Raw genomic sequence first — 23,927 nt, 5'->3', positions numbered from 1 at the left:
TTAAAATTCGGAAAATCGTTTATCAGTAAGATATCGATTGTCTGTTAATGTTTTTAGAAATGCGATTAGCTGTGTTTTTTCGGTTTCGGAAAGTGTGATTCCGAGTTTTGTATTTTGTTTTAAAATAGGATCTAATGTAGGCGAATCAACAATTCCAGAACTGTAGTGATTAAGCACTGCTTCTAGGGTTCCAAAACGACCATCGTGCATGTACGGCGCAGTTACTTCTACATTACGCAAACTAGGTACTTTGAATTTGTAATAATCTTCGGCTAGTTCAGTAACGCGGTAACGCCCAACATCATTTATTAATGGGTTTATGGCTAATCCGTTGTTTCTAAAAGCATCATCAGTCATTAGATCTGTTGCATGACAAGAAGCACATTTGGTTTTAAAAACGGTATAACCCGCTGTTTCTTCACTAGTAAGCGTACCTCCTGATTCATTGCGTCTGTAATAATCGAATTTTGAATTCGAAGAAGTCAGCATGACCATAAATTGCGAAAGTGCTTTGAGCATGTTCTCGACAGAAACAGTTCCATCGGTAAAAGAGGCTTTAAACAAATCACGATAGGTTTTATCAGCCTTCATCATGGCCAGAATGGCATTTAAATCGCCATTCATTTCAATTTCGCTTGTCAAAGGAATGATGGGTTGCAGATCTAAATGAGAGGAAGCACCGTCATACATAAAAACGCGCTGAAAAGCCATGTTCTGAATAGCAGGAGCATTTCTAGTTCCCTGAGCATCATTCACACCGTGACTTACGGTGTGTCCGTGATGGGTGAAGGCATTTTCCTGTAAGTGACAAAACCCACAAGACACCAGCCCGTCCGAAGCTAAACGACCATCATAAAATAGTTTTTTACCCAGTTCAAATCCTTTTTCTGTTGGAGGATTTGTGGTAATATCATACGCTAAATCTGGAAAATTAGAAGGCACAGAGAAATCTAATGGTAGATTCACATAGTCATCATCCTGATCAGAGCAACTTAATACTACGGGAAAGAGTAGCCAAAGAAAATGTTTTATTTTCATGGTTTGGATTTTTGAAAGAAGCACAAAAGTTGTAGACTAGCCCCGGTTGCAGCGGCATCCTTTTTTTATTTTTAAAAAAAGATACAGCGAAAAACGGGACTGAACTTGTTTAAAATACCACTCTTGTGCTCCTAAAAATGAAATTAATCGTTGTGAACGTGGTCTACTGAAAACATAGTCGAAACGTTTTGAGTGATTAAAGGCAAATTAGTTCCACCCATAATATTTGCTCCAGTTCCGCTAGCATTATTATCAGAAAGTTTGATCACATTTGTACTGTTTAATACTTTAGATAAATCAGTAATAATGTGAATTTGAGGTGTTACAGTAGTTCTCACTAAAGCTTTTGTCTGTAAATCAAGACTAACTGTTGTGTAGTTATAGTCCGTTCCCGTTTGTCCAGTATGTACTTTAAACGGTACTGCAGTTGTTACGGTACTCGATGTAAAAGTCCCTTCAAAAGCCACAAATTTGTATCCTGCTGACCAACTCCACATCATTCCTGCTGTTTGTGCTGTAGCTAAGAAATCTCCTTGACCATCTGCCCCGGCACTCCATTGGTCTTTATCTACTCCAACACCAAAAGTTACTTTAGTATAGTTAGCCGCTGGTACATTTAATAAGTCAATAACATGACTTGCTGCCGTTGCTTCATCTACAATAAAATAGCTTTCACTTTTTGGGTAAGTATATGTAGTTCCGTCTTCCTTAGTCAAAACAATATTACTAATAATGTATTTTATGGATGTGATTTTAAGGACTTCATTACTAGCAGTTGTGTTTGTTTGTGTCTCCAAAATTAAATCGTTTCCGTTGAAAGAGTTATCAAATTCTAAAGCTAATGTTCCTGTTCCTGAAATTGTTTCTTCATCATTAGAACATGCAGTAAATGTAGTGCTCAAAGCTAATACAGCTAAGGCTTTATATAGTATGTTTTTCATTTTTATAATTGTAATTTCTTTTTATATTTTTTCAATAAGATGCGTCAACAGACTTCCTCATAGGCTTTCGCCAAAGGGAATAAAACACATAAAAAACGGTATATTAAGAAATAAAAATAGGGGGATGAAAAATAACATAGCTATCTAAATGTGAATACAAATTAGCATAACTAGAATTTAATTCTTGAGTAGTGGATTTTTGAAAAAATAGAAAGTTAAAAGAATCTGCCTCTGTAACAAAAAGATCTACAAAGGAATTTGAGCTTTGCTTTTTATCAGAAGAAATCGGTTTGTCATCATCTGAAGCTTTTGCTAATTCTTGCATCAAATGACACTTCCCGTTGCACTTCAATTCTGGCTTAGCCTTATTGATACAAAGTACTTTTGAGATATACTCATAATTGACAGCGTAGTCTATAACCGGAAGAATTGGTTTTAGAAACAAAACTAAAAGAATTATGACTGCATATTTTTTCACTTTGCAAAGATAGCCTTCACTTTTCAATTTTATGTGACAAATATCACCTTATTACTAAACTTTTGTTAACGGTTAAACCTTAAGGAAACATTAGTGTCTTATCCCTATAACTTTAAAACAAGTACAATGAAAAAATTATTTATCGCTGCTTTATTAGCAGTTAGCATAGCGAATTTTGCACAAGACAAAAAAGATATGCCGAAGAGAGCTGAAGTGGAAAAATTCACTCCAAAACAACAAAATGAGTTGATGTTAAAGAAAATGACATTAGAGCTAGACTTAAACGCAAAACAGCAAGACCAAATGAAAAGCATCATTGCTGAAAAAAGTGCGAAACGAGAAGCGATGATGAAAGACAGAAAAGACAACAAGACAAAACCAACAACAGACGAGCGTTTTGCTAGAAAAAACAAAATGCTAGACGAGCAGATTGCTATGAAAACCAAAATGAAAAGTATTTTATCTGCTGATCAATTTGCAAAATGGGACGCCATGAAAGGAAAACACCACAAACGAGGGGCACACAGAATGCACAAAAAAATGGGTGATAAAATGGATACCAAAAAAGAAATGCAGAAATAAAAAAAACTTCCGGTGAAAGCCGGAAGTTTTTTACTTAATCTAAAAAGTTTTAGAAACTTTATCAATGGCCTGAATCGTGAAATCCAGATCTTCATAAGTAAGTGCATCCGTAATAAACCAAGTTTCATAAGCTGATGGCGCAATATAAATTCCTTCTTGCAATAATCCATGAAAGAATTTTTTAAACGTTTCATTGTCTCCATTTGCTGCAGTTTTAAAATCAACTACGGGAGTCGCATCAAAATGAACTGAAATCATCGATCCGATTCTATTGATGGTAAATACAACATTATTTGCTTTTAATACTTTTTCAATTCCAGCATGCAAATAGGCTGTTTTCTCTGCTAATCTATCAAAAATAGCAGCATCATTATTTAGCGTTTGCAGCATGGCTAATCCTGCAGCCATAGCCAATGGATTTCCTGATAAGGTTCCTGCTTGGTAAACGGGACCAAGTGGTGCGAGATAATTCATTATTTCTTCACGAGCAGCAAAAGCACCTACAGGTAAACCTCCACCTATTACTTTTCCAAAACAAACAATATCTGCATCAACATTAAACAATTCCTGAACACCACCACGAGCCAATCGAAATCCGGTCATCACCTCATCAAAAATAAGTAGAATGCCGTTATCCGTACAAAATTGGCGCAAGCCCTCTAAAAAACCTTTGTTTGGCGGAATACAACCCATGTTTCCTGCAACCGGTTCCACTATTATAGCAGCAATTTCATTTTTATTGGCCTCAATTAGAGTCTTTACATTTTCTAAATCATTGAACTTAGCCAATAACGTATCTTTAGCTGTCCCGGCAGTTACTCCAGGACTATTAGGCGAACCAAAAGTTACGGCTCCACTTCCTGCCTGAATCAAAAAAGAATCAGAATGACCGTGATAACAACCTGCAAATTTTATAATTTTATCTCTTTTAGTAAATCCACGAGCTAAACGTACCGCGCTCATACAAGCTTCAGTACCTGAATTTACGAACCTAATTTTATCAATATTAGGCACCATAGACACAGCCAAAGCGGCAATTTGCGTCTCTAATTCCGTTGGCATACCAAACGAAGTTCCTAACTTGGCTTTCTCGATTACTGCTTGAACCACCGGTTCAAAAGCATGACCTAAAATCATAGGTCCCCAAGAATTAATATAATCAATTAAACGATTTCCATCTTCGTCGTACATATATGCACCCTTGGCACTTTTAACAAAAATTGGAGTTCCCCCTACTGCTTTGAACGCTCTTACTGGCGAATTTACTCCTCCTGGAATTACCTTTTCTGCTTCAGCAAAAAGCTGACTACTTCTTTTATATAACATGTATATTTTGGATGTTTTATTTACGATATGCTATTTTCTATTCTAAACTTCTACTATTTCACTATCAATTTTTGACCAATAGAAATGGTGTTTGCTGATAGGTTATTGATTTGCTTTAAATCAGTCACCAATAAATTATATTTTTTTGAGATTGAATATAAAGTATCTCCTTTTTGGACTTCATATAGAGACCTGTTCTGGCTGTCTAAAGCTGCTATTCTTGTATCTTGTTTTTCAAATGGAGTATAGTCTCTACCCATAACGAGGGCATCATATTGTCCCAAATTGTAACGCTCGATATACGATATTAACTTGTCTGGGTATTTAGGATCTGTGGCGTAACCTGCTCTTCTAAGTCCTCTTGCCCACCCTTTATAATCTTCTTTTGCCAAATTGAATAAACTAGAATATCTGCTTCTACCCGTCAAAAACAAGGCGTGATCATTAAACGACTCTGCAGGCTCATCATATTTTCTAAAACATTCCTGACTGGAATCATCATCATGTCTGACCGATTCTCCTGTCCAACCCTCATGGCATTTTATTCCAAAATGATTGTTGGCTCTAATGCATAAATCACCTCTTCCTGCTCCTGACTCTAATATTCCTTGAGCTAAAATAATACTTGCTGGAATCCCGTAAATTCTCATATTACTCATGGCAATATCTTTATACTGAGAAATATACTTGCCGATTACATCAGTTCCAACATAGGTTACTGAGGTTGATTCAATTACTTCATTCTCTTCTTCAGCTTGTTCTTGTGTTGACGATTTTTTCAGCGTTGGCTTGACTACATTTGTTTTCTTGCCAGAACGAGCTACCACTTTTTTTGAACTTGTAGGCGTTGCTTTTTTTGTTACTATCACAGGCTTTGTTACATTACAACTCAATAAAGTAAATAGCGTAAGTATAAGTAGGATTTTTTTAAACATAGGTATCTATTAAGGGTAATTGTTTACTTTTTAATTTTGCATTCATTCCTTCGATTCCCTGAATTCCTCCTGTATGAATTAGAAGAATTTTTGATTCAGCAGGAAAATAATTGGCAGTTATCATTGTTATAACGCCAAAAACCATCTTTCCAGTATAAATAGGATCTAATGGAATAGTATTGTTTTTATAAAACTGATTGATAAAAGTAATTAAATCTTGATTCACTTTACCGTATCCGCCAAAATGGTACTCCGTTATCAGCTCCCAATTTTTATCACAATCGTTGTTTACAAAACTACGAATTTCATCTTTTAAAAAATCACCTTTTAAAGCCGGAAATCCTAAAACTTTTTGATGAGGCAAAACACTATTAATAATTCCAGAAATAGTCCCCCCCGTTCCCACTGCACAACAGATGTAATTAAACTGTTCGTCTTCTTTGGTTAGAATTTCCTTGCAACCTTTTATGGCTAATTCATTTGTACCGCCCTCTGGGATAAGGTAAAAATCACCGTGTTGCTGTTTTAAGTTTTCTATAAATGGAATTTCGTTTTTTAATCGGTATTCTTCTCTTGATATAAATTCGAATTGCATACCACAGTTTTGGGCAAATTGCAAGGTTGGATTAGTTGCTATTTTGTCCCGTAATTCATCACCTCGAATAATCCCGATGGTTTTAAATCCATTTTCTTTTCCAGCAAACGCAACTGCGGCAATATGATTAGAATAGGCTCCGCCAAAAGTCAGCAGCGTTTCCTGATTTTCCTCTTTTGCCTGAAGCAAATTATACTTCAGCTTTCTAAACTTATTCCCTGAAACGAAAGGATGAATCAAATCTTCACGTTTGATAGTCACCGAAATCGCATTTGGGAATTTTATAATGAGTTTTTGATTCAAACCGAATAATTTTTCACAAAGGTAAAATTTAAATGTAATAAAAATACAACCGTTACCGATTGCATTTGAATTTCACGTCTTAAAAATTAATTTTTGATAATTACTTTCTGACCGATGTCAGTATCCTCTGTAGTACTTAACTTAACTATATAGATCCCATCACTTAATCCAGCTGTTGAAAAGCTGTAATCAATATTAGAACCTAAATCTTTTTTAGCAAAAATCAACTTCCCTACTATATCATATAGATTACAGGCAACTAACTCTTTTTGTTTTGGATTATTAATAGTTAAATTTTTAGTGGTATTATTTTGGTACATTATAAAACTTTTACTTTCCTGAGAATCAATTCCTAATGTTACTCCTTTCTTAAAAGTGATTTCAAATTGAGTATTATTAACTCCTGCGGCTAATGTTAAATCGTAGAAACTGTTTTTAATATCATGATAAGTATCCGCAGTTTTGTTATGTAAGTAAATATTTTCAGCCCCAGTAAAATTAAGAACTTTATTTACAGTAATTTTATAATTTGCCTCAGCAGTGTTCCTAAACCCGATTGCAATTTTCTTGTCGATATCAAAACTTAAAGCGTTAATAACATATTCATTGTCATTCATAACAAAATAAACATCTGCAGGAGAATCATCACTAGTTGACAAGGCATCCATTGCATGATCAACGCCGTCAGTTGCTTCTGGAATAAATGCCAAAGCAAGTTGACGAACTCCTTGACTATTAAGTAAGGTATTTAATCTGATTTGCGGCGTTGGATCCACACTTACTTTAGAATAATCATACCCAGAAACAGAAGCTATCGATGCCAATTGTGCACTTGTTTTATTCGTTTTGCTCTGGCTCGTGTTTTTTTCAAACTGTGAATAATTTGCAGCACCTTCTTTGACAAATACTCTGTAGCTGTTTTTCATTTCAACTGCGCCATTGGCACTGCCTTCTATCATAAAACCCTGCCCTACTGGACTAAAACGTCTTTCATAATTTCCTCCAGTTCCTGTTACAACTCCTTGATTACCTGATCCATCATATGAATAAAAAGTCGCCGGAACATAGACGCCTACACTATTTAACGCACCTGGCGAAAAAGCACCATATCCGCCTTTGTAGTCCGCTATAAAGTGTGAATTTACCGTTTTGTCTTGCTCCCAAAAATAGGCAATACCCGTTGAATTTGTTGCGGCAGTCAAAAATGCAGAAAGATCGATTGCTGATGGATAGGGATTTCCTGTCAAAATTAATTCCTCAAATAAAACTGGAATAGAAATAGTACCATCATTAGGCTTTCCTCTAAAATCATAACGTTGTTTGCTTCCTGGGTTGTTTTGAATCCCATTTACACTTGTAGTATTAGTTCCAGAAGTTCCTTTCATGGTAAAACCTTCCCCAGCATTTATGGTAGAAGCAGCACCTACATAAACCCAACTTGTCAAAGAAGTAACTGGTAATTTCCAAATCCAATAAGGCGCAATAGCAAAAGGTGAGGCTGTACCATTGTAATTATTTGTTGCCAAAATAGTTGGGGCATTACTAGTAGTTAAGTCGACAATATCTCTAAGTTGGGTGATCCCAAATGGAGAATTCCCAGCTGAGGCTATATTACCTCCTACTGGAGAGCACCAATAATTGTACTGAAAATTATTAGTAGTCCCTTCTTGAAACACAGACAAGTTACCTAGTCCTTTATTTGAACTTGTTCCAGAAGTCCCTTGTAGCAACTGAGCATCATTTCTAAGATAAAAATTACTGCTTGTAGCATTTAATTCTAAATCCTGTTTAATAAAAACAGCTACATTACTGGAATAAACATAACTATTAGAACTAACATACATTTGACTTTGCACGGGCAATTGAAATAAAAAACCAGCAACTAACAAAAAAGATTGTTTAAGTATTTTTGTATTCATAATTATTACGTTTAAATATTTAAAAATGCTTTGGCGCTTTAATAATTACAGCCTCCAGTTTAAAAAAACAACCTAAAATCCTGTTCTTCTCTTATCCTACGCATCCAGCAACTTACTTTTTATTAAAGTTAAGTAAAGATAAGTTGAAAAATAAAAATTACACCGACAATACGCATAAAAAATCGACAAACTACACTTATTAAAACTAAATGAAGATTTTATCCTACATAATACAGAGGTAAATAACATCCCAAAATAGAGGCGAAAAACGAAGTAAAAAAGAGGCCCTAAAAGCCAGGATGAAAATTGTAATATATCCTTGATAATAATTCAATATACTCACATTGAGTGTATTGAATTAAAACGCTAAGTTTTAGTAACGGAGTGGTTTTAAAAAATAGTTTAAGTCACTATTTATCTAGTGATAAATATTTTGCAAATCTTAAAATCGATCTGCTTTTCAAATAGTCTAAATTCAATTCATTAGCGTAAGCTTCCCGTTCAAAACTGATGTTTCGATAGGCTAAATGTCTATTTCTATACTGAACTAATCGAACAAGATACTCCAAGAAGTACCATATATAAAAAGGAAGTATTAATAATTCTAACTGCTGGCGCAAGTGTATCTTTTCATGATTGACAAAAACAAGATTTTCTTTGTCCGTAGCATATCGTACGAAAACGAATGGAAAAGTAGCTAATCCACGAAAGCCTTTAGGTATTAAATATTTTGTAACGATTAGAAACATTGGTTGCTTAGATTTTGTGTTAACAAGTGAATGTAACAAAGTAATAAAATAAATAGATGCTTGAATAACTAATTTGTGGTCATTTTAAAAAAAGGACAAAACTAAAATAAAACTAATTTTCAATCATTTTTTTCATTTTTATAACAACGCTATAAAACTATTTTTAACATATCAAAATGTTAGACTATTTTCACACTATAAACCCTAATTTAGTGTAAAAGCATCGATTAAACCCATAAAAAACAGATTAACTACAAAATAATTTAACGCTTTTCAATCTATTTGTTATTTATAAAAGAAAATAAATTAGTTTTGCGACTAAAATCTTATAAATCACAATGGAAGAAAATTACTTTTTTGAAAATACAAATTCTCAAAATTTTACGGCAAAACCTAATACTATCACTTCCATCAAGTTAAAAAATAATAAACAATTTTTCATAGTCTTTTTAAGCTTGTTCCTGATGTTGTTTTTGGGGAATGAGATGAATGGCCAAACAACTTATAACGCCACAGCTGGAGTCGGAAATTGGTCTTTTACAGTTCCTTGTGATGTCACTTCGATTAATGTGCAAGCCTGGGGTCCAGGAGGAAAAGGTGGTGATGCTACTGGAAAAAACAAATATGGATCCGGTGGTGGTGGTGGTGGATACACAACTAGTTTATTGTCAGTCACATCTGGCCAGGTTATAAATTTAACTGTTGGAGCAGGAAATTCCTTAACCAATACAACAATTCTTACATTAACAGCTGGCTACGGCACATCTGGTGGCGCAGACAGCGGTCCTGTTGGATTAGGAGGAACATCAAGTGGTGGAACGTCAAATCCTTCAGGCAGCCCAGGTTCAATTGGAACTATTTCATCAAGTGGTGCCGGAGGTAATTGTCCATCAGGAGGAATTGGCGGAACAGGAAGGAATATTAATAGTAATGGAAATCCTGGAGGTTTACCTGGAGGTGGTGGAGCCGGTGGATATAGAAATAATGATGGTGGCTCAGGTTTAAATGGAGGTGATGGAGGTGATGGCCAAGTAATAATTACCTATACCTCTGCTTTTAAAGCTTATTGTTCTCCTAGCTTTACAGGTCGCGTCGAACCAATAACTAATGTAACTTTTGCAGGCATTAACAATACGACTTCTACTGTTGTGGGAGGTAGTACTCCTGCGAATGAAAGTTTTTGCGGTGTTGCCAACCTTGTACAAGGTTCATCCACCAATGCCATATCCGTAAGAGGGAATACAGCAGGAAATTTCACTAATTATTTCAGGGTTTACATAGACTGGGATCAGAATGGTGTTTTTGGAAATAATACAAATGAAACCTACTATTTAGGAACCATTACTAACTCAGGAGGAAACACTATAACATTAATAAGTAATATCAGTGTTCCTACTACAGCACTTACTGGGAATACCCGTATGAGAGTCTTGAAAAATTTTGGTGTCGACCCTACAAGTCCATGTGGAACATACAGTTATGGTCAATCAGAAGATTATACGGTTACTGTAGCACCCTCATCCCCTCCAACGATTACTACCCTAGGATCAACAAACGGTTGTGCAGGCACTTCCATTACGATAAACGGAACCAATTTAACGGGGGCTACTCCGGCTAATGTTAAAATTGGCGGTACTCCCGTTTCATCTATAACCTCTAACACAGGTACCGTTTTAGTTGCAGTTATAGGTGCTGGAACAACGGGAACCGTAACGGTTACTACATCAGGCGGCACCGCTACAAGTGCGGCAACTTTTACAGTAAATCCTTCTCCAACTGCCAATGCAGGCTCAGCGCTTGCAGCTATTTGTCAAGGAGAAACAACTGCAGCCTTAGGAGGCTCCGTGGGAGGTTCAGCTACGGGTGGTATTTGGACTGATGGCGGAGTAGGAGGGACATTTACCAATAATACGGGAGCAACACCTGGCACCACAACCTGGACACCCCCTGCTGCCTATACAGGAACCGCTACATTAACACTTACCACTTCGGGAGGTCTTTGTGTCGCCGCGACCACATCAAAACCACAAATTGTAAATAGTAGTCCAACTACTGCTACAACGGGCGCTAATCAAACCATTAACGCCGCATTGACATCTACATCATTAGGAGGAAATACACCTGTTTCTGGCACTGGTTCATGGTCAAAAATCTCTGGCCCTGGCACGGTTACATTTAGCCCTACTACTTCTGGTACAGCAACCGTAACTGTAAGTATATATGGAACTTATGTATTTAGATGGGCAATCAGTAATGGTTCCTGCACATCCACTGCTGACATTACAGTTACTTATGTACCACTAACAAACGGCCCGGGAGGCGTAACAGCTGATTTACAGTTATGGTTAAGAGCAGATATGCTTAATGGAACTACTACAGTTGCTGATAATACAGATGTAAATACATGGAACACTCAAGCGAGAGCTACTGATGCCATAAAACCTACGTCTGTTGGCGCTCCTAAATATAGAAATACCGCAAGTCGAAATATTAACTTTAATTCTGTTGTAGAATTTAAGAATAATTATGCCTCAGTACCACAAAATTATACAGACAATGATGCAAGTAGACAATATTTAAAAGGCTCCTCTGGATTTTATACGCAAGATATGTTTGTAGTACTAATCCCAAATGTAACTGTAACTTCAACTTTACCAAGTATGGATATATTTTGTGGCGACAGAGTTCCTCAAACTGACCAAACTGATGGTTCAGGTTTAGGTTATGGAAATTATACGGCAAGGTTTAGTAGCGAAGTTCTTACTTATGCTATAGGAACTACAAGTAGCGGTAGTGGTTATGGTGTATCCCATGTAAGTACAACCGCTTCTTATTCAACAGTCGGTATCATAAACGGAAGTAATAACTCCGCTGGAACTGGATTGAATTTAACTTTTAATGCTAATGATGTTGTTACTACTACTAATGACTTGGCAGATTTTGGTAACGTTACAAACAGTCAATTTTGGATCGGAAGAAGTGAAGGTTGGGATGGAAGTCTAGATGGCAGAATAGCCGAAATTATTACATTAAGCAAACGATCAACTGATAGTGAAAGAAGCAATATACAAAGTTATCTTGCCATCAAATATGGTATAACCCTAGGAGTGAACGGAACTTCCATGAATTACACAAACTCTGCGGGAACTACGATATGGAATGCAACCGCAAATGCTACTTATAACTATGACATTACAGGAATTGGTAGAGATGATTTATCAAAACTAAACCAAAAACAATCTAAAAGTGTCAATACTACAGATGATATCACAATTGGATTAACGAGCATTTACAGCACAAATACTGAAAATACAAATGTTTTTGATACTAATAAAAAATTCTTAGTATGGGGTAACAATAACGGCACACTAGCCGCACAAGCTCCAGTTGTAGTAAATATTAGCTCCGCAATAACTTCACCTACTGCACTTACAAGTGATGTAAGCTTTATTTCTGTGGGGAGAACTTGGAAAGTAGTAGAAACAGGGGGTGACGTTCCTACTGTAAAAGTATCTATTCCTATTACAATGTTATCAGCTACTTTGACCCCTCCTGGTGATTACTTAATGTTCATCTCGAACACACCAACTTTTGATCCTACTGCTGAGTATCGCGTCATGAAAGTAAACGGAACAAATCTAGAAACGAATTATGACTTTAATGGGACAAAATTCATCACCTTTGGTTATGCACCAGAAAAGACTTTTGCACGTTCCATCAAATTTAATGGTACGACAGATTATTTGGATGCTGGAAACGTACTAGATCTAAATACTTCTTTTACTGTATCTGCTTGGGTTAATAGAGCTAATTCAACAAACAAAACAATACTCTCAAAAAGAAACAGTGATTTTACAACTGGCTATGATCTAAGCATCAATTCAGCTGGAAAAGCAGAAATGAGTTGGTTCGTAGGCGCGGCTAAAAAAACCATTACATCTAATGTAATTGTACCTGTCGGCATTTGGCACAATATAGGAGTAACTTTTGATGGAACTACGGCAAAAATATATATCGATGGGGTTAACTTCGTGTCCACTAATTTAGCGGGGATACCAACCGCAACGACACAATCATTTTTGATTGCGGCAGCTGACGGAGCAACGCCTACATCATTTTTCTCTGGATCAATAGATGAAGTTCGTGTTTGGAAAGTGGCATTGACCCAAGACCAATATCGCTATGTAATGAATCAGGAAATACTAAATAATAATACAGCATCAAACGGAGCGATTATACCTAACACTATTACTAAAAATGATATTAGTAGTGTACCATGGACAAACCTCAGCGCTTATTATCCTATGTCAACGTATACTTACACCAATGCAAAAGACATTTCTAACAATAACTATACAGCCGCATTAAAAAATTTAAAAACAGTTGATATACAAACTGCACCTTTGCCATACGAATCACGAGCAGCTGGACCATGGCAAACTCCAACGACATGGTTAAACAACACAGTACAAGATTTACCCAACAGTACATCTATTGAGGACGTATCAAAAACTATCGACTGGAATATTGTAAAAACGACACACGATATAACTTCTAACGGTAACAAAACTGTTTTAGGATTATATGTTGGTGTAGGAACAAATAGTACTTTAACAGCTACATCAGCTAGCGGTTTACAAACAGACGGAACTAAAATCGAAGTATCACATTACTTAAAACTAGACGGAAAAATAGACTTAGTAGGTAGATCACAACTGGTTCAAAAACTAGGTAGCGATTTAGATGTGACAAGTAGCGGTTCATTAGAGAGAGACCAACAAGGACAATCTAATAAATACAATTATAATTATTGGGGCTCTCCGGTAGGACCTATTAGCACTACCGCTAACAATACTTCCTATACAGTAGGCGGAGTATTAAAAGACGGTACGGATCCAGCAACCCCTAAAGTCATAATTTGGACCAGCAGTACTGACGGTGCCGCTACTAATCCAATTACCTTATCTAATTTTTGGATAAATAAATTTGATAATAAACCAAATGACTACGCTAACTGGACTAAAATATTTCAATCTGGAACTGTTGAAGCCGGAAAAGGCTTCACAATGAAAGGAAGTAATGCTGCAACTGCCACTCAAAACTTAGTGTTTACTGGAAAACCTAATAACTCGACGATATCAAATGCTGTGGGAGCCGATCAATTAATCCTTCTAGGAAACCCGTATCCATCCGCTTTAGATGTTGACCAATTTATAACTGATAATATCGCCTCGATAGAAACTTCTATTTCTAATCCCGCTACGGACGGTGCGTTATATTTCTGGGAGCACTACCCCTCTAATTCTAGTCACAATTTAAGAGACTATAAAGGTGGTTATGCAATAAGAAATTTAGCGGGAGGAGTAGCTCCAAGCTCAGTTGGAATTGACTTCATTAACACAAGTGGAACTTCAATTAGGCCAGTGCCAAATCAATATATACCCGTAGGACAAGGATTCTTCATTTATGGAAAAACTGGTACGGGTGGAACTGTAGTTTTTAAAAACAATCAAAGAGAGTTTGTAAAAGAAGAAAATGCTACTTCACAAATAATGTATCGTAATGCTACTACAAAAAAAGAATTTGACCATTGGACAGACAACAGCGACACAGCCACTCCAAAGGATAGCTACAAACGCATTCGTTTAGGCTTTAACTATTACAATCAAAATTATCATAGACAAGTGCTTTTAGCCTTTATGGATGAGAAAGCAAATAGCGAAATAAATGATGGTTATGATGCTTATAATATAGATGACTCACGAACTGACATGTATTTACTAAATGGTGAAGAAGAGTTAGCAATAGCAGGAGAAGGATTTTTTGACACCAATCTCTCCTACCCTATCAAGGTTAAGACGGAAGAAGCAGGAACTATATCCTTTAACATCGATGCTTTAGAGAACTTTGATGCTAATCAAAAAATCTACATCTTTGATAAACTGGACAACTCGTATCATTCAATCAATCTCGACAAGTATGAATTAGAAATTTCTGACGGAACATTTAGTGATCGATTTGAGCTTCGTTTCCACAATGAAACAGGCACCACTTTAGGAAACAAAGACTTTACCTTAAACGATAATATCAAAGTAATTGTTAATCAGAAAGTAACGGTACAGTCTCCTAAAGAGCCTATAAAAAACATCGTTGTTTACGATCTATTAGGAAGAAAAATAGATAGTTATGAAAAAGTAAACGCTTTGCAGTTTACCTTAAATCACCTAAACAAAACAACAGTTGGTTTAATACTAAAAATCACTTTAGATGATGACACCATTGTTTCTAAAAAAATAATCTTCTAAAGACAAAAATTAATTCATAAAACCACTTCTAGCCGAGTGGTTTTTTTATGTCTAAAAAAGTGAAGCCCTTTCTAAAGACACTGTCATCTTAAATTAAATTAGTAACAAAACTCATTCCTCTAAACCTAGGGATACAGCACCTAAAATTAAATATTTAGCAACAATAAGAAACATTCGCTATAAAAATTATAAATTTGTAATGCTAAAATAGTTCTTTTTAATGAAATACTCAATAGCTTGCGTACTCTACTAAATTGAACTATTAGAAATATCTTTACAATAGAATACTTTCATATATGATTGACGAGAATGACCCAAATAAATTAATCGAAGGCGAAGATTTCTATTATACGCCAGAAGGTTATAAATGCTTTACTGAAAAACACCACTTAAAAAGAGGGTATTGTTGTAAAAGTGGATGCCGTCATTGCCCTTATGGCTATGACAAAAAAACAGGTACAAACAAAAAGTAGTTATCTTTAACTACAGTTGCCATAAAACAAAATAACAAAATGGATATTTGTTCACAGAAATACAGAATCAAAATTCACAAATCCTACCATCGGTCGGATATTCGTTATCCCTAGTGGTCTCGTGACGCTCAGTATTCTGAGAAAGGAAATAGATTCCACGGAATCTATTTTAGCGAAATACCACTTTTACATACTAACGAACTACAATCAAAATGACTTTTCAAGAACAAATCCAAGAAGGAATTCCTACTTTATTGCCACAGCCAAAACCGTATGAGGTTGCAATCAATCACGCACCAAAACGAAAAGAAATCCTTTCGGCTGACGAAAAAAAACTGGCCTTAAAAAATGCTTTGCGCTATTTTGAACCGCAACATCATGCCGAATTAATTCAAGAATTTCGCCAAGAGCTAGAAACCTACGGTCGCATTTACATGTACCGCTTTCGTCCAGATTATGAAATGCGAGCACGTCCGATTGAAGAATACCCAGGGAAATGCGAACAGGCAAAAGCCATTATGTTGATGATCCAAAATAATCTAGATTATGCAGTGGCACAACATCCTCATGAATTAATCACTTATGGCGGAAACGGCGCAGTTTTTCAAAACTGGGCACAGTACCTGTTGACCATGAAATACCTGTCAGAAATGACCGAAGACCAAACCTTAACTATGTATTCCGGACACCCGATGGGATTATTCCCTTCTCATAAAGAAGCACCAAGAGTGGTCGTAACTAACGGAATGGTGATTCCTAATTATTCTCAACCGGATGATTGGGAAAAAATGAATGCCTTAGGTGTATCACAATACGGACAAATGACCGCTGGTAGTTATATGTACATCGGGCCACAAGGAATTGTGCACGGTACGACGATTACAGTTTTAAATGCTTTTCGAAAAATAAAAAAAAGCCCTACAGGAGGTTTATTTGTTACTTCTGGATTAGGAGGTATGAGTGGTGCCCAACCCAAAGCAGGAAATATTGCGGGTTGTATTACCGTTTGCGCCGAGGTCAATGCAAAAATCACCCACATTCGTCACAGCCAAGGTTGGATCAACGAAGTAGTCGAAGACATTGATGAATTGGTAAAAAGAGTTGCTTTGGCGAAAGCCAACAAAGAAACTGTATCCATCGCCTATCTCGGAAATGTAGTGGACGTTTGGGAAAAATTTGACGAACAAAACATTCATATCGATTTAGGAAGCGACCAAACCTCTTTACATAATCCGTGGGCTGGTGGTTATTATCCTGTTGAAATTTCGTTTGAAGATGCCAACGAAATGATGGCCAATAATCCTGATTTATTCAAGGAGAAAGTACAGGAAACATTACGCCGTCATACCGCTGCAATCAATAAACACACTGCCAAAGGAACCTATTTCTTTGATTATGGAAATGCTTTCTTACTAGAAGCTTCTCGTGCAGGTGCAAATGTAATGGCAGAGAATAATATAGATTTCAGGTATCCAAGTTACGTACAAGACATTATGGGCCCCATGTGTTTTGACTACGGATTTGGACCTTTCCGTTGGGTTTGTGCTTCAGGGAAACCAGAAGATTTACAAAAAACAGATACTATTGCCTGCGAAGTACTGGAAGAAATGGCAAAAACAGCACCGCTTGAAATTCAGCAGCAAATGCAGGATAATATTCAGTGGATAAAAGGCGCTCAAGAAAATAAATTAGTCGTGGGATCACAAGCTCGTATTTTATATGCAGATGCTGAAGGTCGTGTGAAAATTGCCGAAGCATTTAATCAGGCTATTGCCAAAGGCGAAATTGCAACAGTAGTTCTTGGGAGAGATCATCATGATGTTTCTGGAACAGACTCCCCTTACAGAGAAACTTCTAATATCTACGATGGATCCCGTTTTACGGCTGATATGGCTATCCAAAACGTGATAGGAGACAGTTTTCGTGGGGCTACTTGGGTATCTATCCATAATGGCGGAGGAGTTGGCTGGGGCGAGGTCATAAACGGCGGATTCGGCATGGTTCTTGATGGTTCTAAAGAAGCTTCAAGACGCTTACAATCAATGCTTTTCTGGGATGTCAATAACGGTATTTCAAGAAGGAGCTGGGCTCGTAACGAAGGAGCTTTATTCGCAATAAAAAGAGCAATGGAAGCAGAACCTTTACTAAAGGTCACCATCCCTAATATTGTTGCGGATAATTTATTGGATTTTTAAAAATTTGAATGTATCTTTAGTAATCAAACAATTAGCCATGAAAGCAATTAAACTCCTTCCTGTACTTTTCCTTTTCATATTAGGTGCTTGTAGCTCTATTAGAGTAAACGCAGATTATGACAAAAATGTAGATTTTACTCAATATAAAACCTATGCCTTTCATAAAAGCGGCATTGACAAAGTGCAAATATCTGAATTTGACAAAAAACGAATCCTTCACGCCATCGATAACGAACTAGGCAAAATGGGAATGACCAAAAGCAACACTCCCGATCTATTAGTTAATATTTTTACTAAAGAAAGAGAAAAACTGGAAGTAAACCAATTTAATGCCGGATGGGGTTACGGATGGGGATATGGCTGGAATCCTTACATGTGGGGAGGACGCAATTACGTAAGCTCTTCTACAGAGGGAACTTTATACATTGACCTGATCGATGCAAAGAAAAAAGAATTGGTGTGGGAAGGCGAAGGAGTTGGCTATTTAACCGAAAATCGTGATCAAAAAGAAAAACAAATTAATGAGTTTGTTGCTAAAATTTTAGCACAGTTTCCTCCAAAATAACAAATTCTTAAACCGTATATACTAGAAATGGCCTACCTTTGCGTAGGCTTTTTTTATACCTCATTATGACAATACTTACGGACATTACAACCCTCGAAGACATTAAATTATTAGTTAACACTTTTTATTCGAAAGTTCAAAAAGATGAATTTATAGGCCCTATATTTAATGAAAAGATAGGCGATCGCTGGCCGGAACATCTAGAAAAAATGTACCGCTTTTGGCAAACAATATTACTTGAAGTTCATAGTTATTCAGGTAGTCCTTTTCCCCCGCACAAACAATTACCAGTTGCCAAAGAACATTTTGACCGTTGGATGGAAATTTTTACCACCACAACAGACGAGTTATTTGTTGGCGCTATTGCCGAAGAAGCAAAACTACGTGCCAAAAATATGGCCGAAATGTTCAATTATAAAATTGACTACTTTAGAAACGCCGCTCAAAACGGAGATCTTTTAAATTTGAAATAAAACTCGATGCGCAAATTATTACTACTTGCTTTTTTACCCTTTAGTTTCCTTTCTTGCTCTACTGTAAAAACGAATGAAACCGCAAACAGCAATCCTAGCTTTACGCTGTTAAACAGCATTGAAATTCCGTTTAATCAAGAATTTAAAAACACAGTTGTAGGCGGATTATCTAGTATCGATTATGATGCAAAAAACGATCTTTACTATTTTATTTGTGACGATAGAGCTGTTTATAACGACGCTCGTTTTTATACTGCTAAAATACATTTGGCCGCCAATAAAATCGATAGCTTTGCTTTTCAAAATGTAGTTTCCCTAAAAAATGCTGCAGCTGAAAAATTCAGCAATTGGGAAAAACAACCTGATAAATCTATTGATCCAGAAGAACTACGTTACAACCCAAAAACCAATACAGTAGTTTGGAGCAGCGAAGGAGCTCGCGTTATAGCCAAAGACTTTTCGGTATTGCAGAATCCGGCAATACAAACAGCCGCTGTTAATGGAAACTTTGTAAATGAGTTTGATCTACCCGCAAACCTCAACATGCAAAAAGAAGAAAAAGGCCCACGCAGTAACGGCGTTCTCGAAGGCCTCACTTTTAACAAAAACTACACGACGCTATACACCAACATTGAGGAACCTTTATACGAAGACGACAGTAAAGCTTCTCTAACAAAAGGAGGCCTGATACGGCTGTATGCATTTGATGTTAAATCAAGAAAAAACATGGCCCAATATGTCTATGAGTTAGATCCTATTGCGCACGAACCCAATCCTAAAGATGGCTTTGCTGTCAATGGAGTTTCTGCGATTCTATATTATAGCAAAGATCAATTACTCGTAGTAGAACGCTCCTATTCTGTAGGAAAACAAGCCTGTACGATAAAAGTCTATTTATGTAATTTCTCAAAAGCAACTGATGTAAAAAATATTGCTTCTTTACAGAACCACGAATTTACCTTGGCTTCCAAAAAATTGATCCTGAACATGGATGACTTGGGGGTTTTTATCGATAATATCGAAGGGCTGACTTTTGGCCCAAAATTGGCTAATGGCAAGCAATCTTTACTTTTTGTATCTGATAATAATTTCTCTGATAAGCAGAAAACACAAGTACTGCTTTTTGAAGTGGATTAAAACTAATTATTTTTATTATAAGTATTGTAATCCGTAACCGTTTGTGTTGCGGATTTTTTTTCTTTTTATAGGCGAGATTGGCACTCTTGGTCATTGCGAAGAATGAAGCAATCTCATCCAGTATTTCCGCTCCAAGAGTATTTATTTTTATTGTAGATATCGTCTCGCGTGATTGCTTCGTTCCTCGCAATGACATTATTACAAAAATCTAATCTTACATTATACCACAATTCTCCTAGCCCCGATTGCAATGGAAAGCTTTTTATGAAAGTCGTTTTAGTTTTTCTTGTTTATAAAAAGCGACTCCTCTCCCCAGCCCTCTCCAAAAGAAAGGGAGAAAATAAGAATACGGCCTTTTATTTGCTCTTTCATCAACTTTAGAAAAACAAACGGCTAAATAAAAACTTGTAATGAAAAGCGGGAAATGGCTCCCAGAATTCGTACTTTTGTACTATAACTACAACGTTTTCGACATGAACACAACTATTGAAAGTAATCCCTTATTAGACCGATTGCCAAAGCACTTGAAGCAATTTATTAAGCCTCAGGATTATAGTGACTACACGCCTATCAATCAAGCGGTGTGGCGCTATGTTATGCGTAAAAACGTGGATTACTTGTCAAAAGTGGCTCATAGCTCGTACCTGATAGGATTGAAAAAAACGGGAATAGAAATCGACAATATCCCAAGTATGTATGGTATGAACCGTATCCTGACCGAAATTGGCTGGGCCGCTGTAGCCGTAGACGGATTTATTCCGCCGAATGCTTTTATGGAATTTCAGGCGTATAATGTGCTGGTTATTGCATCAGATATTCGTCAACTCGAACATATAGAATACACGCCAGCGCCAGATATTATTCATGAAGGCGCGGGTCACGCTCCTATTATTGCCAATCCAGAATATGCTGAATATTTGCGTCGTTTTGGAGAAATAGGCTGCAAAGCCATATCTTCTGATAAGGATTACCAAATGTATGAAGCCATCCGATTGCTTTCGATTGTAAAAGAAGCAGAAGACACGCCACAAGCTACTATTGATACAGCCGAAAAAGCGGTAGAAGACTTGCAAAACAACATGGGCGAACTATCTGAAATGGCACAAATAAGAAACCTACACTGGTGGACTGTGGAATACGGCTTAATTGGAACTATTGAAAATCCTAAAATTTACGGAGCTGGATTGTTATCTTCTATTGGAGAAAGCGCCCATTGCATGACAAATCAAGTAGAGAAGTTTCCCTATGACATTACCGCTGCCCACAAAAGTTTTGATATTACAAAGTTGCAACCTCAGCTTTATGTAACTCCAACTTTTGCTTATCTGAATTTGGTTCTGGAGGAGTTTGCTAATAAAATGGCATTGAGAACAGGTGGTTTATCCGGAATAACAAAGCTAGTTAATTCAAATGCATTAGGAACAATCGAATTAAGCACTGGCTTACAAATTTCGGGAGTTTTTACCAATGTAATTGAGCATGAAGGAAAACCGATATACATACAAACAACAGGAAAAACAGCACTAGCTTCTCGCGAAAAAGAATTAGTAGGTCATGGAACGGCAACTCATGCCGAAGGTTTTGGTAGCCCGATTGGAAAATTAGAGGGAATCAATCTTGCTATAGAAGATATGAGTCCGAAAGATTTGAATGCTTATGATATCTTAGAGTCAAAAACTGTAAAACTAGAATTTGAGGGAAATATTACTGTCGAAGGAGAAATTATTACTGGTTCCAGAAATTTACAAGGAGAAATTATCCTTATCCGTTTTAAAAACTGTACCGTAACGCATGGCGAAAAGATTCTTTTCCAACCGGAATGGGGTGTTTATGATATGGCAGTGGGGAAAAAAGTAGTATCAGCATTTTCTGGTCCTGCTGATGTAAATAGTTTTGACTTGATCACACATATGCCATCAAGCACTACCATCAAGGCAAAACATACTGCTGAACGTGACGACCTAGAAGTCTTATACCAAACAGTCCGAATCATAAGAGAATCCAAAGACATACACGCTTCCTTTGCTCCTATTTTTCATAAGCTAAAAAAGGACCATCCAAAAGACTGGCTGCTTGCTGTTGAAATTGCAGAACTTCTAAAAGACAGAAACGAAACTCAGCAACTGGATGAAATTTTGAATTATCTTGAAGAGTTAAAACTAAAGAGACCCGAAGTAGCACATTTAATTAGCGGAGGTCTGGATTTGATTTTTGATAAAGAAAACGTATAAATTAATAGCCTCGGATTCGAATATTAACCTCGCATAAAAAAACTAAACCGCCAATTCGCAACTATTTAATTTGCGAATTGGCGGTTTTTTAATATAAAAACAGTGCTATTACAACTTTATTTTCTGTCCAAAATCTTTTTCGTTTTCAATTACGACTCCTTCGTATTTCAAGGTCCAGCCTAAACTATTGGTAAGAATTAAAAACTTGGATAACTCACTAACCAACCTATTTTGCGCATTGGTCTTAAGTGTTGACTTTTCTATCTTTTTGGCAAGATTTGCTTTTACTGATTTATTGATTTTATTGTAATCATCCCCAGTAAAAGGATTTAACTTGCTTTGTTCTACATCATAAAACTGAATGTCGGTACTAATTTTAATTTCTTCTTTTGGAATACTTAAAATTGAAATCGTTTTGTTTTTTTCATCAATGTCATATTTCATTTTATGCAAATCATAAGCGACAGTAACATCAGCATTAACAACAATCAATGCTTTTTTATCGAATGAAACTATACCCATCAGGTATTCTGCCTTATTCTTATACGTAACCACTTCAGAGAAATGCCCTTCTGTTACAACAAGCTTCCCTACGTTAACAATTTGTTGCTGTATCAGGTTCGTATTGTAATCAATTGCAGAGTCGTCCTCTTTCTTGAATTCACAATACTTAAACAATAGCACGACCGTGACTATCAATCCCATAAAAATAAGTAATCTTCTAAGCATAATTAAAATTTCATAAATGAATATTGAGAAACCAATTTAGCGATTTTATCCTTCAGTTTAGCTTCAAATTTTTGATGACTCTCCGAATTAGGATTGAACGCTTTATGTGCCAAACTTTTTTGAATCGTTTCTACTTCCTCCATTATTGACAACGCAGTTTCTGAAATGTTTGTTTCCTTGAAACGCATCCAAATATAGTCGATAGCAACTTGGTTAGGATGCAACATGTCTTCGGCATAAAAACGATAATCCCTAAGTTCATCCATCATGATTTCGTAACTGGGGAAATAGCTAAAAGTCGAAACTTGCAAGTCAAAAGCTCCATGAATAGCACTTATCAAATGAGACTTGCTTAATTGATTTTCGACAAAACCATCTTTGATGTGTCGCACTGGCGAAACCGTAAAAATAATTTTTGCTTCCGGATTTATCGATTGAATTAAATGGATTGTATTTCGAATGCTTTCTTGTATTACAGCTATCGATAACAATTGCTTTTCGAACTGTTTTTGAGGCACTTTATGACAATTAGCAACTATTACGCTACTTTCATTATTTCGATAAACCCAGGCCGTCCCATACGTTATAATGATATCTGTGGCTTCACTTAGTTGTTTCCATGTTGATTGGATGATAGTATTCAAATCATTTATCAGTGCAATTGGATCAGGATTACTTAAATCAGAATGGGCATCATAACAATGCCAGCGTTCATTGTAAAAAAAAATATCGACTTCCGTAAAGACTTTTTGTGTAACTGCAAAAGAAATGAATTTTTCAATTGCTAATGGATGGAACAAAATACCAAATGGATTGCAGGAATTTTGAAATTTAAAATAATCCAGTTTCTCGGACATATTTACTGCAAAACAAGAACCTAAAGATATAATTTTAGAGTGATAATCTATTAGATGGGTACTTTTAGGAATGGGTATCTGAGTTCTGAATTGCAT

18 protein-coding genes are annotated in these 23,927 nt (G+C 36.3%); 8 read left to right on the top strand and 10 right to left on the bottom strand.

Features of this window, described 5'->3' with window-relative positions:
• The 3 genes from BLV35_RS02205 to BLV35_RS02195 form a co-directional block, all read right to left on the bottom strand.
• Positions 1-1,038, bottom strand: coding sequence for a cytochrome-c peroxidase (locus BLV35_RS02205; RefSeq protein ID WP_091084110.1), 1,038 nt, complete (start codon positions 1,036-1,038; stop codon positions 1-3).
• 143 nt (positions 1,039-1,181) lie between these two features.
• A complete protein-coding gene (locus tag BLV35_RS02200; RefSeq protein WP_091084107.1) occupies positions 1,182-1,979 on the bottom strand; it encodes an MbnP family protein in 798 nt (265 codons plus the stop codon).
• A 103-nt stretch (positions 1,980-2,082) separates the two neighbouring features.
• A complete protein-coding gene (locus BLV35_RS02195; RefSeq protein WP_245711997.1) occupies positions 2,083-2,457 on the bottom strand; it encodes a hypothetical protein in 375 nt (124 codons plus the stop codon).
• 126 nt (positions 2,458-2,583) lie between these two features.
• Between BLV35_RS02195 and BLV35_RS02190 the strand changes: the two genes are divergently transcribed.
• Positions 2,584-3,039: a guided entry of tail-anchored proteins factor 1 gene (locus BLV35_RS02190; protein WP_176980548.1), complete on the top strand. Its 456-nt coding sequence runs from the start codon at positions 2,584-2,586 to the stop codon at positions 3,037-3,039.
• A 39-nt stretch (positions 3,040-3,078) separates the two neighbouring features.
• Here the strand turns inward: BLV35_RS02190 and hemL are convergent, their stop codons facing one another.
• The 5 genes from hemL to BLV35_RS02165 all read right to left on the bottom strand — a co-directional run bounded on the left by hemL (position 3,079) and on the right by BLV35_RS02165 (position 8,866).
• Complete coding sequence (gene hemL / locus BLV35_RS02185) at positions 3,079-4,365, bottom strand: glutamate-1-semialdehyde 2,1-aminomutase (protein WP_091084104.1); 1,287 nt, start codon at positions 4,363-4,365, stop codon at positions 3,079-3,081.
• A 53-nt stretch (positions 4,366-4,418) separates the two neighbouring features.
• Positions 4,419-5,300: a glucosaminidase domain-containing protein gene (locus BLV35_RS02180; RefSeq protein WP_091084101.1), complete on the bottom strand. Its 882-nt coding sequence runs from the start codon at positions 5,298-5,300 to the stop codon at positions 4,419-4,421.
• A complete protein-coding gene (locus tag BLV35_RS02175; RefSeq protein WP_091084098.1) occupies positions 5,293-6,198 on the bottom strand; it encodes a 1-aminocyclopropane-1-carboxylate deaminase/D-cysteine desulfhydrase in 906 nt (301 codons plus the stop codon). Before BLV35_RS02175 ends, BLV35_RS02180 begins: the two co-directional genes overlap by 8 nt.
• Before the next feature lie 86 nt (positions 6,199-6,284).
• Positions 6,285-8,117, bottom strand: coding sequence for a T9SS type A sorting domain-containing protein (locus BLV35_RS02170; protein WP_091084096.1), 1,833 nt, complete (start codon positions 8,115-8,117; stop codon positions 6,285-6,287).
• 410 nt (positions 8,118-8,527) lie between these two features.
• Positions 8,528-8,866, bottom strand: coding sequence for a hypothetical protein (locus BLV35_RS02165; RefSeq protein WP_091084093.1), 339 nt, complete (start codon positions 8,864-8,866; stop codon positions 8,528-8,530).
• 338 nt (positions 8,867-9,204) lie between these two features.
• Between BLV35_RS02165 and BLV35_RS02160 the strand changes: the two genes are divergently transcribed.
• From BLV35_RS02160 to BLV35_RS02135, 7 genes are all read left to right on the top strand, one after another.
• Entirely contained in the window at positions 9,205-15,171 is a 5,967-nt protein-coding gene (locus BLV35_RS02160) for a DUF8202 domain-containing protein (protein WP_091084091.1), read from the top strand.
• 296 nt (positions 15,172-15,467) lie between these two features.
• On the top strand, positions 15,468-15,644 hold the full coding sequence (locus tag BLV35_RS19215) for a C1orf53 family protein (protein ID WP_157824593.1): 177 nt from the start codon (positions 15,468-15,470) through the stop codon (positions 15,642-15,644).
• Between the two features lie 212 nt (positions 15,645-15,856).
• Positions 15,857-17,839 (top strand): urocanate hydratase, encoded by a 1,983-nt coding sequence (locus BLV35_RS02155; RefSeq protein ID WP_091084088.1) that lies wholly within the window; start codon positions 15,857-15,859, stop codon positions 17,837-17,839.
• A gap of 37 nt (positions 17,840-17,876) precedes the next feature.
• Positions 17,877-18,404, top strand: coding sequence for a DUF4136 domain-containing protein (locus tag BLV35_RS02150; RefSeq protein WP_091084835.1), 528 nt, complete (start codon positions 17,877-17,879; stop codon positions 18,402-18,404).
• 65 nt (positions 18,405-18,469) lie between these two features.
• On the top strand, positions 18,470-18,877 hold the full coding sequence (locus tag BLV35_RS02145) for a group III truncated hemoglobin (RefSeq protein ID WP_091084085.1): 408 nt from the start codon (positions 18,470-18,472) through the stop codon (positions 18,875-18,877).
• Between the two features lie 6 nt (positions 18,878-18,883).
• Positions 18,884-20,014, top strand: a complete 1,131-nt coding sequence (locus tag BLV35_RS02140; RefSeq protein ID WP_091084082.1) for an esterase-like activity of phytase family protein — start codon at positions 18,884-18,886, stop codon at positions 20,012-20,014.
• Positions 20,015-20,487: 473 nt separating this feature from the next.
• On the top strand, positions 20,488-22,245 hold the full coding sequence (locus BLV35_RS02135) for an aromatic amino acid hydroxylase (protein ID WP_091084079.1): 1,758 nt from the start codon (positions 20,488-20,490) through the stop codon (positions 22,243-22,245).
• Between the two features lie 108 nt (positions 22,246-22,353).
• Here the strand turns inward: BLV35_RS02135 and BLV35_RS02130 are convergent, their stop codons facing one another.
• Both BLV35_RS02130 and BLV35_RS02125 read right to left on the bottom strand, forming a co-directional pair.
• Positions 22,354-22,974: a DUF4230 domain-containing protein gene (locus BLV35_RS02130; RefSeq protein WP_091084077.1), complete on the bottom strand. Its 621-nt coding sequence runs from the start codon at positions 22,972-22,974 to the stop codon at positions 22,354-22,356.
• A 2-nt stretch (positions 22,975-22,976) separates the two neighbouring features.
• A complete protein-coding gene (locus BLV35_RS02125; RefSeq protein ID WP_091084072.1) occupies positions 22,977-23,927 on the bottom strand; it encodes a GSCFA domain-containing protein in 951 nt (316 codons plus the stop codon).

It is taken from the genome of Flavobacterium gillisiae (assembly GCF_900107635.1).
Classification (GTDB): Bacteria; Bacteroidota; Bacteroidia; order Flavobacteriales; family Flavobacteriaceae; genus Flavobacterium; species Flavobacterium gillisiae.
Note: the sequence above shows the minus strand (reverse complement) of the source record. Positions and strands in the feature narration are given on the sequence as shown.

What these genes read in the sequence shown, in the direction of transcription:
- BLV35_RS02205 (WP_091084110.1), bottom strand. Translation starts at nt 1,038, where the DNA reads ATGAAAATAAAACATTTTCTTTGGCTACTCTTTCCCGTAGTATTAAGT.
- BLV35_RS02200 (WP_091084107.1), bottom strand. Translation starts at nt 1,979, where the DNA reads ATGAAAAACATACTATATAAAGCCTTAGCTGTATTAGCTTTGAGCACT.
- BLV35_RS02190 (WP_176980548.1), top strand. Translation starts at nt 2,584, where the DNA reads ATGAAAAAATTATTTATCGCTGCTTTATTAGCAGTTAGCATAGCGAAT.
- hemL (WP_091084104.1), bottom strand. Translation starts at nt 4,365, where the DNA reads ATGTTATATAAAAGAAGTAGTCAGCTTTTTGCTGAAGCAGAAAAGGTA.
- BLV35_RS02180 (WP_091084101.1), bottom strand. Translation starts at nt 5,300, where the DNA reads ATGTTTAAAAAAATCCTACTTATACTTACGCTATTTACTTTATTGAGT.
- BLV35_RS02170 (WP_091084096.1), bottom strand. Translation starts at nt 8,117, where the DNA reads ATGAATACAAAAATACTTAAACAATCTTTTTTGTTAGTTGCTGGTTTT.
- BLV35_RS02165 (WP_091084093.1), bottom strand. Translation starts at nt 8,866, where the DNA reads ATGTTTCTAATCGTTACAAAATATTTAATACCTAAAGGCTTTCGTGGA.
- BLV35_RS02160 (WP_091084091.1), top strand. Translation starts at nt 9,205, where the DNA reads ATGGAAGAAAATTACTTTTTTGAAAATACAAATTCTCAAAATTTTACG.
- BLV35_RS19215 (WP_157824593.1), top strand. Translation starts at nt 15,468, where the DNA reads ATGATTGACGAGAATGACCCAAATAAATTAATCGAAGGCGAAGATTTC.
- BLV35_RS02155 (WP_091084088.1), top strand. Translation starts at nt 15,857, where the DNA reads ATGACTTTTCAAGAACAAATCCAAGAAGGAATTCCTACTTTATTGCCA.
- BLV35_RS02150 (WP_091084835.1), top strand. Translation starts at nt 17,877, where the DNA reads ATGAAAGCAATTAAACTCCTTCCTGTACTTTTCCTTTTCATATTAGGT.
- BLV35_RS02145 (WP_091084085.1), top strand. Translation starts at nt 18,470, where the DNA reads ATGACAATACTTACGGACATTACAACCCTCGAAGACATTAAATTATTA.
- BLV35_RS02140 (WP_091084082.1), top strand. Translation starts at nt 18,884, where the DNA reads ATGCGCAAATTATTACTACTTGCTTTTTTACCCTTTAGTTTCCTTTCT.
- BLV35_RS02135 (WP_091084079.1), top strand. Translation starts at nt 20,488, where the DNA reads ATGAACACAACTATTGAAAGTAATCCCTTATTAGACCGATTGCCAAAG.
- BLV35_RS02130 (WP_091084077.1), bottom strand. Translation starts at nt 22,974, where the DNA reads ATGCTTAGAAGATTACTTATTTTTATGGGATTGATAGTCACGGTCGTG.
- BLV35_RS02125 (WP_091084072.1), bottom strand. Translation starts at nt 23,927, where the DNA reads ATGCAATTCAGAACTCAGATACCCATTCCTAAAAGTACCCATCTAATA.